Below are 13,182 nucleotides of genomic sequence, written 5' to 3'. Positions count from 1 at the left end.
TTCAGTCTGCGCGCCGCGCGTCTTGCGCCAGGCGGTCCGCGTCACGGTCCATTTCGTTGGCCTTGGCGGGCAGGCTGGCGGCGACGGCCCGGAGTTCGGCGTCGGTGACGCGGTTGCCGCGTGCGCGGTTCTCGGCGATCTGGCGGGCGCGGTAGGCGGGGTCGCGGAGGCGGACGGCTTCGGTCCGCAGTTCCTGCGCACTCTTGCGCATCTGTTCGGCGCCGAGGGCCATCTGGCGGCGGGCGTCCACGCGGTCGCTGGCGGCCTGGAGCCGAGCCTGTTCACCCAGCCGCCGCGCTTTTTCAGCTTCGACGCGGGCCTGGGCGGCGTGAGCGCGGGCGACCTCGGCCCGGGCGCGGCCTTGGTCGGCGATGCGGCGGGCTTGGTCAGCGTGAGCGCGGCCTTGGTCGGCGATACGACGGGCCAGGTCGGCTTCGGCGCGGGCCTGATCGGCTTCGGTACGGGCCTGCTCTGCTTCGGCGCGTTCCGCTTCCGGCGAGGGGTCGCCGCTGTAGGTGTAGGTATAGCTTGAGCGAGAGACCGGCGGCGCAGGCGGAGCCGGAGGCGCGGGCGGCGCCGGCGGGACGACCATCGACGGCGGGGCGGGCGGCGCAGGCGGGGCCGGGGGCACGGGCGCTTCGGGCGGGCTGGCGCAGTCCTGACGGCTCAGCTCCAGGGCGGCCAGCGGCGTGGCGACGGCGGCGAGGGCGGCGACGGTCAGGGCGACGGTCAGCGGGCGACGGCGGGACGGCGTGTTCGACATGATGCAGGCGATCCTTGTCTTCAGGGTGCGGGCGTCGGCGGCCATGGGGCTGGCGGCGCAGGGAATGGAGCGGGGGACGGGATGCGCGGCCAGGCGGACCAGGGCGCGGGCGTAGACCTGACGGTCCACGGTGGTCAGGGCGTCGGCGTCGGCGGCCTCTTCGGTGCGGGCGACCAGGTCGAGGTGCAGGGCCCAGACCAGGGGGTTGAACCAGAACAGGGCCAGGCTGAGCCGCGACAGAACCAGGAAGACCCAGTCCTTGCGCCGCAGATGGGCCAGTTCGTGGGCGAGGATGGCGGGGGCGGCCTGGCGTTCGGCGAGACTGGCCGGATCGACCAGGATGACGCCGGGCGCGGCGCCCCAGCTGAGCGGACCCGACAGCCGGTCATTGGCGATCAGGCGCGGCGGTTGGCCGGTGGTCTGGGTGTCCAGCGCGGTGCGCCAGGCGGGGCATTTGACGGCGCGGCCTTCGTGGGTCCAGCGCTCCAGGGTGTGGAGGCCCAAGAGCAGCCGGCCGGCCACCGCAGCGACGCCGATCAGCCAGATCAGGCCGACGATCAGCGCGGGCGTGGGCCAGGGCAGGGCGCCGGAGATCTCGACCCCGGCGACGGGGCCGACCTCGCCCTGCCACATGGGCATGGGTTGTGGCGTCAGGAGGGGGTCGGCGGCGGGCAGCAGGGCCAGTTCCAGCGACGGCAGGACCGCCATGATCACCGGCAAAGCCAACAGCAGACAGGTCACGCCGCGCAGGATATCGACCCGGTCGACCGGCCGTTGGGCCAGCAGGCGCGAACAGGCCAGGCCGGCGCCGGCGATCAGGCTGGACTTGACCAGCAGCGAAAGGAGAAGGGCCCAGGTCACGACTTGCGCTCCACGGATTCGTCGATGATGCGTTCGAGGGCGGCGGCCTCTTGCGGCGTCAGCTTCTGGCCCAGGCCCAGCAGGGCGGTGGCGGCGCTGGCGGCCGAGCCGGCGAAGAAGGTGTCGATCATCCGTTGCAGGGCGCCGGCGGCGACGGCCTCGGTGCGCTGGACCGGGCTGTAGACATAGCCGTCGGGGCCAGGGGCGCGTTCGATCAGACCCTTGGCCTCGAGCCGCGACAGCAGGGTGCGGACGGCGGAGTCGCTGATCGGGTCAGCCAGGGCGTTGCGGACGGCGGCGGCGGCGGCGGTCTCGAGCCGACACAGGGTCTCGAAGATCTCGCGTTCGCGGCGGGGCAGGGATTCGATCATGAGGCTGTTCCCGTGGCTGTTGACGCTACGTTTGTAGCGCTACATGTGTAGCGGATTGGGGCGGGAATGAGGCGGGCGGATGAACTCGCGGTAGGGTGGGGGCGCTCTCACCTCCCCGTCGGCGATGGCCGGCGGGGAGGACAGGCGGGAGCGTCAGCGAACGCCAGGTGGGGGCGAGACGGTGTGTGAAGCCGGCGTGGTAATCATCACCGTCGGAGTCGCCCCCTCCTGGTCGCAAGCGCGACCTGTCCTCCCCGCGCGCCTTCGCGCGCGGGGAGGTGAAGGCTAGAGCGACACCTCGCGGCCCTCGGCGGCGCTGCGTAGTCCCGCGTCGAGGATGCGCATGACGGTCAGGGCCTGGGCGGCGGGGACGGGCGGCGGGCCCTTGCCCTGGATGGCGTCGCGGACGGCGGCGTAGAAGGCGGGGTAGTCGCCGCGTTCGGGGGGCGGTGTGGTGCGGAGGGTTTGGCCGTCGATCTGTTGGGTCAGGACGCCGGGCGAGGGGTCCAGGCCCCAGTCGGCGTCGCCGGGGCGCAGGCCGGCTTTGGACTGGCTCTCCTGGGCGTCGAGGCCGTGTTTGATGAAGCTGCCGCCCGTGCCGTGGACGACGTAGCGGAGCGAAGCCTCGGCGGCGAGGTGGCTCATGTTCAGGATGACGCGCAGCCGGTCGTAGCGCAGCAGGACGTGGGCGTAGTCGATGGCGGTCGCGCCGTGACGCTGGGCCTGGAGGTCGGCGTAGACGCCCAGGGGCGGGCCGAACAGCTGCACCGCCTGGTCGATCAGGTGCGGGCCCAGGTCAGCCCAGACGCCGCCGTCGCGCTGGTCCTTCCAGCGGTCGGTCACGGTCGGGCGGAAGCGGTCGTAGTGGCTTTCGAATACGGCGATGTCGCCCAGTTCACCTTCGGCGATCAGGCGGCGCAGGGTCAGGAAGTCGGCGTCCCAGCGGCGATTCTGGAAGACGCTGAAGACGCCAGGCGACGCGGCCGCCACGGCGGCGACGGCTTGCGCGTCGGCCAGGGTGGCGGCGAAGGGCTTGTCCACCACCACCGATTTGCCGGCCTGAAGCGCGGCGATCGACTGTTCGGCGTGCAGGGCGTCGGGGGTGGCGACGACGATCAGGCCGATGTCGTCGCGGGCGAGCGCAGCGTCCAGGTCGGGCAGGACTGCGACCTCGGGCATGTCGGCGTGGACCGCTTCAGGGCGCGACGAGACGACGGCGGTCAAGGTCAGGCCGGGGGTGGCGGTGATCAGGGGGGCGTGGAAGGTCTGGCCCGCCAGGCCGTAGCCGACGACGGCGACGCCGATGGGTGCGTTTGAGGTCATGCCCCGATCAATAGCGGTCCGGGCGCGGGCCATCCAGCACATAGGGCACCACGCCGCGCTCGTTCTCGGGGACGTGAAGGGGGCGGTCCAGGGGCGGGAAGGCGCGCTGGGTGCAGTCGGTGCGCTCGCAGATGCGGCAGCTGACGCCGATCCGGGCGGCGGGGCCGTTCAGGTCCAGACCGGCGGCGTAGACCAGGGATCCGGCGTGTTCGACCTCGCAGCCCAGGGACAGGGCGTAGCGACGGTCGTTGGCCAGGTAGGAGCCGCTGGGCTTGGACACGGAGCGTGCAATGGAGATGTAGCGCGAGCCGTCGGGCATCTCGGCCAGCTGCACCCCGATCCGGTCGGGCGTGGCGAAGGCTTCGTGGACGTTCCACAGGGGGCAGGCGCCGCCGAAGCGGGCGAACTGGAAGCGGGTGGCGCTGTGGCGTTTGGTGATGTTGCCGGCCATGTCGACGCGGGCGAAATAGAAGGGGACGCCGCGCCAGCCGGGCCGCTGCAGGGTCGAGAGCCGGTGGCAGACCTGTTCGAAACTGACCTGGAACCGGGTGCGCAAGCGGTCGATGTCGTGTTTCTCCGCCCGCGCCGCCTCGAGGAAGGCGCGGTAGGGCAGCAGAAGGGCGCCGGCGGCGTAGTTGGCCAGGCCGACGCGAGCCACGTCGCGCGCGGCTTGGGTGCGGAAGGCGGCCTGGTCCAGCTCGGTCTCGATCAGGTCGCGGAAAGACAGCAGGGCCAGTTGGTGGGCCAGCTGGAAGGACCGGGTGGCGCCGGGCTGCCAGGCGTCCAGGCTCAGGATCCGGCTGGCGGGATCGTAGCGGCGCAGGGCCTCTTGCCCCGCGACATAGACGGTGCGGACCCTGTGCCGGTCGGCCAGCAGGGTCTCCAGCGCCCGTTCGATCGGGCCGTCCTGAGGGATCTCGGCCGCCAGGGCCTCGGCCGCCGTGTCCAGACTGTCGACGTAGTTGTCGCGGTAGTGGAAGAAGTCGCGGACCTCCTCATAGGGCAGCAGGGCGACGCGGGCGCCCAGTTCGTCGCGGCCCAGGGTGTCGTCCAGCGCCTTCACCCGCTCGTCCAGCTGGCGGAAGGCCTGGTGCAGGGCCAGGAACTGATGGGCCAGACGCGGGGTGTTGGCGACGGCCTGTTTCAGCTCGGCCGCCGTCGGGGGCTCGGCCCCGCCGCTGACCGGGCCGGCGATGTCGGTGGTGGCCTCGCGCAGGTCGGCGATCAGGCGGGCGTCGCCCTCCAGATCGAACAGGCTGGCGTCGATGTGGAAGGCGCGGGTCAGGGCGATCAGGACGCGGGCGGTGGCCGGGCGCTGATTGGTCTCGATCTGCGACAGATAGGAGGGCGACAGGCCCAGCCGCTCGGCGCAGGCCTCCAGCGTCCAGCCGCGCGCCTCGCGCAGCTTGCGCAGCTTGGCGCCCAGAAAAAGCTTCTCAGCCATTCGCAAGTTTGCTGTTCATCGTCGCCGCCTTTGCAAGTCCGCGCAGTTCCGCACCTTTTGCAAAGTTGCGTTTGCCAATTTGCGATGAAGGCGCCACGCCTTTCGCAGGGAACACGAGGCCTAAACCGATCATGACTCAAGCCATCCTTGAAGAACTGGAGCGTCGTCGCGCCGCCGCCAAACTGGGCGGTGGAGAAAAGCGTATCGCCGCCCAGCACGCCAAGGGCAAGCTGACGGCGCGCGAACGCATCGACGTTCTGCTGGACGAGGGCTCCTTCGAGGAGACCGACATGTTCGTGGAACACCGCAGCCACGACTTCGGGATGGAGACGCAACGCATCCCCGGCGACGGGGTGGTGACGGGGCGGGGGACCATCGGCGGGCGGCTGGTCTATGTCTTCTCCAAGGATTTCACGGTGTTCGGCGGGAGCCTGTCGGGCGCCCATGCGGCCAAGATCGTCAAGCTGCAGAAGATGGCCCTGACGACCGGCGCGCCGATCATCGGCCTGTTCGACGCCGGCGGGGCGCGGATCCAGGAGGGGGTGGAGAGCCTGGCCGGTTACGCCGATATCTTCCTGCAGAACACGCTCGCCAGCGGCGTCATTCCCCAGATCAGCGTGATCATGGGGCCGTGCGCGGGGGGCGACGTCTATTCGCCCGCCATCACCGACTTCATCTTCATGGTGAAGGACACGAGCTATATGTACGTGACCGGCCCCGACGTGGTGAAGACCGTCACCAACGAGGTCGTCAGCCACGAAGACCTGGGCGGGGCGCGGGTGCATGCGGGCAAGTCGGGCGTGGCGGACGGGGCGTTCGAGAACGACCTGGAGGCCCTGTCGGAGGTGCGCCGCCTGATCGGCTTCCTGCCCCTGTCGAACCGCGAAAAGCCGCCGGTGCGCGAGAGCTATGACGAGCCCGAGCGGGACGAGCCGTCGCTGGACACCCTGATCCCGGCCAATCCGAACCAGCCCTATGACATGAAGGAGCTGATCCTGAAGGTGGTCGACGAGGCCGACTTCTTCGAGATCGGGGCCGACTTCGCCAAGAACATCATCTGCGGCTTCGGGCGGCTGGACGGCCAGACGGTCGGGATCGTCGCCAACCAGCCCCAGGTGCTGGCGGGCGTGCTGGACATCGATTCAAGCCGCAAGGCCGCGCGGTTCGTGCGCTTCTGCGACGCCTTCGACATTGCCCTGGTGACCCTGGTGGACGTGCCGGGCTTCATGCCGGGGACCAAGCAGGAGTATGGCGCCCTGATCAAACACGGGGCCAAACTGCTGTTCGCCTATGCCGAGGCGACCGTGCCGAAACTGACCCTGATCACGCGCAAGGCCTATGGCGGCGCCTATGATGTGATGAGTTCGAAACACCTGCGCGGCGACGTCAACTACGCCTGGCCCACCGCCGAGATCGCGGTCATGGGCGCCAAGGGGGCGGTCGAGATCATCTTCCGCAAGGAGGCTGGCGACCCGGCGGCCCTGGCGGCGCGCGAGGCGGAGTACAAGGACCGGTTCGCCAATCCCTTCGTGGCGGCGGGGCTGGGCTATATCGACGACGTTATCATGCCGCACGGGACGCGGCGGCGGCTGGTGAAGGCGCTGCGGACGCTGAAGAACAAGGTCCAGGAGAACCCCTGGAAGAAGCACGATAATATTCCGCTTTAGGTGATGAAACCCGGAGCCGTTTCAGTGCTGAGCCATATGTGCGTGATAGTAGGCCATCGCTTCATCGAAGCTGATGCCGTTTCGTTGGTGATGAACCAGCGGATGGTCGGCCTCGTGCAGTTTAATGAGTGGACGATGCCCATCGTCTTGCGGAACGACATCGCACATCAGCGCAGTCGTCTGGGGGTAGCCCGGTATTGCGTTCGCGAAATAGCCGAACATGACTCCAAGCTTCGACTGGTCGGCATCCTCGAACGTGTCCCAATAGCGGTCGACATTGGTTTTGCTGAGCGTGGACCAGGCGCCAAACTCCAAAGTTTGATCGCTGCCGATTATGGGCAGAGCAAGAACGCAGCGAACGTAGAAATCCACGTCTTTAAACCGACAGAAGTCACTCTGAAGAACCCAGTCTCCCGCGCGTTCCTCGGGTGTCGCCCAGTCATAAGGCGCGGGCGCATGGAAAGTGAGAGCGGCAAGACCGTCGTGGACCTTCCCGCACGTCGCACAAATAAAAGACGCCATTTCGCTGACCCGACCCGCCGCCAAACTACAGCCCGCCAAACTTACTGGCGTAATGCCGGTCTTGTCGCCTCCCGTTTCCGTCCGACGCCCTCGCTGCCCTCAAGGACCGCCTGAATGTTCTCCAAAATCCTCATCGCCAACCGGGGCGAGATCGCGGTTCGGATCATCAAGACCTGCCGCCGCATGGGCATCAAAACCGTGCAGGTCTATTCGGAGGCCGACGCCGGGTCGTTGGCGGTCGAGATGGCCGACGAGGCGGTGCTGATCGGGCCGGCGCCGGCGGCGCAGTCGTATCTGCTGGCGGACAAGATCGTCGAGGCGGTGCGCCAGACGGGGGCGCAGGCCGTGCATCCGGGCTTTGGCTTCCTGAGCGAGAACGCCGGGTTCGCGCGGCGGCTGAGGGACGAGGGGATCGCCTTCATCGGGCCGAACCCCGAGGCCATCGAGGCCATGGGCGACAAGATCAGCTCCAAGAAGCTGGCGGCCGAGGCGGGGGTCTCGACCGTGCCGGGGCATATGGGGCTGATCGAGACGCCGGAGGAGGCGGTCAAGATCGCCAACGAGATCGGCTATCCGATCATGATCAAGGCCAGCGCCGGCGGCGGCGGCAAGGGCATCCGCGTGGCCCATTCGGACGCCGACATGGCCGAGGGGTTTGCGGCGGTGAAGGCCGAGGCGCTGAACGCCTTCGGCGACGACCGGGTCTTCCTGGAGAAGTTCATCATCGACCCGCGCCACATCGAGATCCAGGTGCTGGGCGACAAGCACGGCCATGTGGTCCACCTGTTCGAGCGCGAATGTTCGATCCAGCGCCGCAATCAGAAGGTCATCGAGGAGGCGCCGTCGCCCCTGCTGGACGAGGCCACCCGCGCCGCCATGGGGGCGCAGGCCGTCGCCCTGGCCCAGGCGGTCAACTATGACAGCGCCGGCACGGTCGAGTTCGTGGCCGGTCAGGACAAGAGCTTCTTCTTCCTGGAGATGAACACCCGGCTGCAGGTCGAGCATCCGGTGACGGAGCTGATCACCGGGGTCGATCTGGTCGAACAGATGATCCGTTCGGCCTGGGGCGAGGCCCTGGCCTTCGAGCAGAAGGACCTGTCGATCAACGGCTGGGCCATCGAGAGCCGCATCTATGCCGAGGACCCGTATCGCGGCTTCCTGCCCTCCATCGGGCGCCTCGTCCGCTATGAACAGCCGGAAGAGGGCGATCAGGGGGATTATACTGTCAGGAACGATTCCGGCGTCCGCGAGGGCGACGAGATCAGCATGTTCTACGACCCGATGATCGCCAAACTGTGCGCCTGGGGCGAGACGCGCAAGGACGCGGTGACGGGCATGGCTCGGGCGCTGGAGGACACCCACCTGTCGGGCCTGGGGCATAATGTGCCCTTCCTGGCGGCGGTGATGGACCAGGAGCGGTTCAAGTCGGGGAACCTGTCGACCAGCTATATCAAGGACGAATTCCCGGACGGCTTCCACGGCCTGCGCCCGACGGTGGAGCAGGAGCGGATCCTGATCGCCTCGGCCCTGGCCATGCACGAGGTCATCGCCGAACAGGACGGCGACCCGTCGGACCGCACCGACTGGATCGTGATGATCGACAAGACCCCGCACGGGGTGGGCCTGTCCTATGACGAGGACGAGGAGATGATCCTGACCCTGACGGGCGGGGGCGACATCCGCCTGTCGGACATCGACTGGCGGCCCGGCCTGGCCCAGTTCAAGGCCGAGCTGGACGGCGAGGCCTTCACCGCCGAGGTCAAGCGCGTGGCCGACGGCTTCGATATCCGCCACCGGGCGGTGCGGGCGCGGGTGCGGGTGTTGAGGCCGCACGTCGCCGAACTGTATGCGCGCCTGCCGGAGAAGGCGGTGGCGGATACGTCGAAGCTGGTGCTGTCGCCGATGCCGGGGCTGGTGGTGTCGATCCCCGTCGTAGTGGGGCAGGAGGTCAAGACCGGCGAGACGGTGGCGATCATCGAGGCCATGAAGATGCAGAACATCCTGAAGGCCGAGCGCGACGGGGTGGTGAAGGCCGTGGGGGCCAAGGACGGGGATCCGGTGGCGGCGGATGACGTGCTGGTGGAGTTCGGGTGATGCGGCAGAGCCCCTCCGTCTCGCCGCTGCGCGTCGATCCACCTCCCCACTGCGTGGGGAGGAGACAGGGGGGCGATGCGTCTCCTCCCTGCGAAGCGGGGAGGGGGACCGCGAAGCGGTGGAGGGGCTCTTTACGCCGCACGGGCGGGGAGGGGCTCGCATGAGCTTTCCCACACCCACCCCCCTCGAATGGCGCGAGGCTGCGCAGAAGGCGTTGAAGGAGCGGCCGATCGAGTCGCTGATGTCGCTCGACGCGGACCAGCTGGTGACGCGGCCGCTGTATGCGGGGGCGAGCGGGGTGCAGGCGATCTTTGCGCCGCGTCCGTCGGACTCTGAAGGCCGGGCCTGGGACCTGCGGACCCTGGTGGAGGGGGACGACGCTGAGGCGGTGAATGACGCCGTGCTGACCGATCTGGAGAACGGCGCCGCCTCGGTGGTGCTGAAGGGGCGGGTGCTGGAAGATTCTGCGCCGTTGGGGCGGGCGCTGGAAGGCGTGGCGCTGGAGCTGGCGCCGGTCGCGCTGGATGCGGGGATCGACGGGCCGGATGCGGCCAACGCCCTGGCCGTCGTGGCCAAGGGCTCGCCGCGCGCCAAGCTGAGGTTCCACATGGACCCGGTCTCGGCCTTCGCCGAGGCCGGCGGGGCGCCGCGTTCGGTGGAAGAGCATCTGAGCCTGGCGGCCAATACGGCGGCGCGGCATGCGGGGGCCTATCCCGACGCGAGCTTCTTCATGGCCAGCGGGCGCGTGGCGCACGAGGCGGGCGGATCGGCGGCGCAGGAGCTGGCCTTTGCGGCCGCCAGCGTCGTGGCCCATGCGAAGGCGGCGGCGGACGCGGGGATGTCGTTCGAGGCGGCCTTGCGCGGCACGGTGGTCGGCCTGTCGGTCGATGCGGAATATTTCGACAGCCTGGCCAAACTCAGGGCCATGCGGCTGATCTGGGCTGGGGTGACGCGAGGGTTTGGCGTTGAGACGCCTGCCGTGATCGAGGCGCGGTCGTCGCGGCGGATGCTGTCGGCGCGCGACCCTTGGCCCAATCTGCTGCGGCTGACGGCGGCGGGGTTTGCGGGCGCCGTGGGTGGGGCGGATGTGGTGGTGCTGGACGGCTTCACCCGCGCCTCGGGCCGGTCCGACGCCTTCGCTCGGCGGCAGGCGAGGAACACACAGCTGGTGCTTATGGAGGAGGCCAATCTGGGCCGGGTCGACGATCCGGCGGCGGGGAGCTGGTACTTGGACGCGCGCACGCGGGATCTGGCCGAGGCCGGCTGGGCCGAGTTTCAGATGATCGAGGCCGAGGGCGGTCTGGTCGATGCCCTGAAGGGTTCGGTGATCCAGCCCCGCATCGCCCGCGCCCGGGCTCTGAGGGAGGCGGCATTGGCGAAGGGCGTGGCCCAGATCATCGGGGTGACGAAATATGTGGATGCGGACGTGCGGCCAGCGCCGGTCGAAGCGGGCGATGAGGCGGCTGCGGCGGTGGAGCGGGTGTGCGAACCCCTGAGCCCGATCCGCTTCGCCGCGGCCTTCGAGGAGGCGGCGCAATGAGTTTCCCCGATTTCAGCAAGATCGCCCTGGACCTGGCGCCGACCGGGCAGGGGCCGACGCGTGATCCGTGGCTGACGCCCGAGGGGCTGACGGTCGAGACCGCATACGGCCCCGAGGCGCTGGAGGGGCTGGATCACCAGGACGGGCTGCCGGGCTTCGCGCCCTTTGTGCGCGGGCCCTATCCGACCATGTATGCGGGCAATCCCTGGACCATCCGCCAGTACGCCGGCTTCTCGACCGCCGAGGAGTCGAACGCCTTCTATCGTCGCAATCTGGCGGCGGGGCAGAAGGGGCTGAGCATCGCCTTCGATCTGGCGACGCACCGGGGCTATGACAGCGATCACCCGCGGGTGAAGGGCGATGTCGGCATGGCCGGCGTGGCCATCGACAGCATCTATGACATGCGGACCCTGTTCGACGGGATCCCGCTGGACCAGATGTCGGTGTCGATGACGATGAACGGGGCGGTGCTGCCGATCCTGGCCCTCTATGTCGTCGCGGCGGAAGAACAGGGCGTGCCGCATGCGGCCCTGACCGGGACTATTCAGAACGATATTCTGAAGGAGTTCATGGTTCGCAACACCTACATCTATCCGCCCGAGCCCTCGATGCGGATCATCGCCGACATCTTCGCCTGGACGGCGCAGGAGACGCCGAAGTTCAACTCGATCTCGATCAGCGGCTATCACATGCAGGAGGCGGGGGCCTCGGCCGATATCGAGCTGGCCTATACGCTGGCGGACGGGATCGAATATCTGCGGGCGGGCGTCGCGGCGGGGATGCCGATCGACCGGTTCGCGCCGCGGCTGAGCTTCTTCTGGGCCATCGGCATGAACTATTTCATGGAGGTGGCCAAGATGCGGGCGGGCCGCCTGCTGTGGGCCGAGGCGGTGCGCAAGGAGGGCGGGGTCGATCCGAAATCGCTGTCCTTGCGCGCCCACTGCCAGACCTCCGGTTGGAGCCTGGCGGCGCAGGACGTGTTCAACAATGTGCCGCGCACCATGGTCGAGGCCATGGCGGCGGCGGGCGGGCAGACGCAGAGCCTGCACACCAATGCCCTGGACGAGGCCCTGGCCCTGCCGACCGACTTCTCGGCCCGGATCGCGCGCAACACCCAGATCCTGTTGCAGTCGGAGACGGGGCTGACGCGGGTCATCGATCCCTGGGGCGGCAGCTTCTATGTCGAGCGACTGACCCACGAACTGGCGGAGCGGGCGCGGGCCCATATGGCCGAGGTCGAGGCCCTGGGCGGCATGGCCAAGGCCATCGAGGCCGGGATTCCCAAGCTGAGGATCGAGGAGTCCGCCGCCAAGACCCAGGCCCGGATCGACACCGGCCAGCAGACGGTGGTGGGGGTGAACAAATATCTGAACCCCGTCGTCGACGATATTCCGATGCTGAAGGTCGATAATGCGGCGGTGCTGGCCGCCCAGATCGACAAGCTGAAACGGCTGCGGGCCGAGCGGGATCAGGCGGCGACCGATGCGGCGCTGGAAGCGCTGACGAACGGTGCGCGGGGGACCGCCAATCTGCTGGAGCTGGCGGTGCAGGCGGCGCGGGCCAAGGCGACGGTGGGTGAAATCTCCGACGCGCTGGAGGCCGCCTTCGGGCGCCATGTGGCGACGGTCCAGACCGTGTCGGGCGTCTATGCGAAGGAGGCGGGGTCTGACGCCCGCTTCGCCCGCGCCCGCGAGATGGTGGCCACCTTCGTCGAGAATGACGGCGGGCCGCCGCGCATCTTGATCGCCAAGCTTGGGCAGGACGGGCACGACCGGGGTCAGAAGGTGGTCGCCACCGGATACGGCGACCTGGGCTTCGACGTCACCGCCGGCGCCCTGTTCCAGACCCCGGCCGAGGCGGCGAAGGACGCGGTCGACAAGGGGGTCCATGCGGTGGGGGCTTCGTCCCTGGCGGCGGGGCATTTGACCCTGGTGCCGGAGCTGAAGGCCGAGCTGGCGCGGCTGGGGCGGCCGGACATCATGATCGTGGTCGGGGGGGTTATCCCGCCGTCGGACGTCCAGCCCCTGCTCGATATGGGGGCGGCCGCCGTCTATCTGCCCGGTTCGGCCATCGCCGACACGGCGGTGGACCTGATCGAGAAGCTGAACCAGCGGCTGGGTTACGCCCAGCCCGCGCCTAAGGAGACCGCATGATCGGCGCCCTGAACCATGTCGGGGTCGCGACCCCGTCCATCGCGGACTCGATCAAACTGTATCGGGACGTGCTGGGCGCGACAAAGATCGGCGAGCCGTTCGACCTGCCGGCGCAGGGGGTGAAGGTCTGTTTCATCGACACCCCGACGGCCCAGATCGAGCTGATCGAACCCTATGACGAGACCAGCCCCATCGTCGGCTTCCTGGCCAAGAACCCCAAGGGCGGCCAGCACCACGTCTGTTTCGAGGTCGCCGACATCCACGCCGCCATCGCCGAGATGCGGGCCAAGGGGGTGACGATCCTGGGCACGGGCGAGCCGCGCATCGGGGCGCACGGGACGCCGGTCGTCTTCCTGCATCCGCGCGACATGGGCGGGGTGCTGATCGAACTGATGGAGACGCCGAAGGGCGAGCACTGATCGCTGGAGCTTTTCGCCAGCTTCG

Annotated in this window: 11 protein-coding genes; 5 read left to right on the top strand and 6 right to left on the bottom strand. The window is 68.9% G+C overall.

Translation table 11 applies throughout. The features are described 5' to 3' along the window. Window position 1: 1 nt before the first annotated feature. The 5 genes from ACW17X_RS07405 to ACW17X_RS07385 form a co-directional block, all read right to left on the bottom strand. On the bottom strand, window positions 2-1,624 hold the full coding sequence (locus tag ACW17X_RS07405; RefSeq protein ID WP_492100308.1) for a M56 family metallopeptidase: 1,623 nt from the start codon (window positions 1,622-1,624) through the stop codon (window positions 2-4). Further along, entirely contained in the window at window positions 1,621-1,995 is a 375-nt protein-coding gene (locus tag ACW17X_RS07400) for a BlaI/MecI/CopY family transcriptional regulator (RefSeq protein ID WP_492100307.1), read from the bottom strand. Before ACW17X_RS07400 ends, ACW17X_RS07405 begins: the two co-directional genes overlap by 4 nt. A 285-nt stretch (window positions 1,996-2,280) precedes the next feature. After that, window positions 2,281-3,318 (bottom strand): oxidoreductase, encoded by a 1,038-nt coding sequence (locus ACW17X_RS07395; RefSeq protein WP_492100306.1) that lies wholly within the window; start codon window positions 3,316-3,318, stop codon window positions 2,281-2,283. Between the two features lie 7 nt (window positions 3,319-3,325). Next, entirely contained in the window at window positions 3,326-4,762 is a 1,437-nt protein-coding gene (locus ACW17X_RS07390) for a helix-turn-helix domain-containing protein (RefSeq protein ID WP_492100305.1), read from the bottom strand. Then, complete coding sequence (locus ACW17X_RS07385; RefSeq protein ID WP_492100304.1) at window positions 4,755-4,895, bottom strand: hypothetical protein; 141 nt, start codon at window positions 4,893-4,895, stop codon at window positions 4,755-4,757. Before ACW17X_RS07385 ends, ACW17X_RS07390 begins: the two co-directional genes overlap by 8 nt. On the opposite strand from ACW17X_RS07385, the gene ACW17X_RS07380 reads away from it, so the two are divergent. After that, window positions 4,894-6,429 (top strand): acyl-CoA carboxylase subunit beta, encoded by a 1,536-nt coding sequence (locus tag ACW17X_RS07380; protein WP_008259414.1) that lies wholly within the window; start codon window positions 4,894-4,896, stop codon window positions 6,427-6,429. The genes ACW17X_RS07385 and ACW17X_RS07380 overlap by 2 nt on opposite strands. Before the next feature lie 21 nt (window positions 6,430-6,450). Here the strand turns inward: ACW17X_RS07380 and ACW17X_RS07375 are convergent, their stop codons facing one another. Continuing rightward, window positions 6,451-6,951, bottom strand: a complete 501-nt coding sequence (locus ACW17X_RS07375) for a DUF2199 domain-containing protein (protein ID WP_492100303.1) — start codon at window positions 6,949-6,951, stop codon at window positions 6,451-6,453. A gap of 114 nt (window positions 6,952-7,065) precedes the next feature. On the opposite strand from ACW17X_RS07375, the gene ACW17X_RS07370 reads away from it, so the two are divergent. From ACW17X_RS07370 to mce, 4 genes are all read left to right on the top strand, one after another. Further along, complete coding sequence (locus ACW17X_RS07370) at window positions 7,066-9,045, top strand: acetyl-CoA carboxylase biotin carboxylase subunit (protein ID WP_492100302.1); 1,980 nt, start codon at window positions 7,066-7,068, stop codon at window positions 9,043-9,045. A gap of 160 nt (window positions 9,046-9,205) precedes the next feature. Continuing rightward, complete coding sequence (locus tag ACW17X_RS07365; RefSeq protein ID WP_492100301.1) at window positions 9,206-10,585, top strand: methylmalonyl-CoA mutase family protein; 1,380 nt, start codon at window positions 9,206-9,208, stop codon at window positions 10,583-10,585. Then, window positions 10,582-12,738, top strand: coding sequence for a methylmalonyl-CoA mutase (scpA, locus tag ACW17X_RS07360; protein ID WP_492100300.1), 2,157 nt, complete (start codon window positions 10,582-10,584; stop codon window positions 12,736-12,738). Before ACW17X_RS07365 ends, scpA begins: the two co-directional genes overlap by 4 nt. After that, window positions 12,735-13,157, top strand: coding sequence for a methylmalonyl-CoA epimerase (gene mce / locus ACW17X_RS07355; protein ID WP_476694320.1), 423 nt, complete (start codon window positions 12,735-12,737; stop codon window positions 13,155-13,157). Before scpA ends, mce begins: the two co-directional genes overlap by 4 nt. Window positions 13,158-13,182 lie beyond the last annotated feature (25 nt).

It is taken from the genome of Brevundimonas sp. FV1ye4L (genome assembly GCF_058681255.1).
Note: the sequence above shows the minus strand (reverse complement) of the source record. Positions and strands in the feature narration are given on the sequence as shown.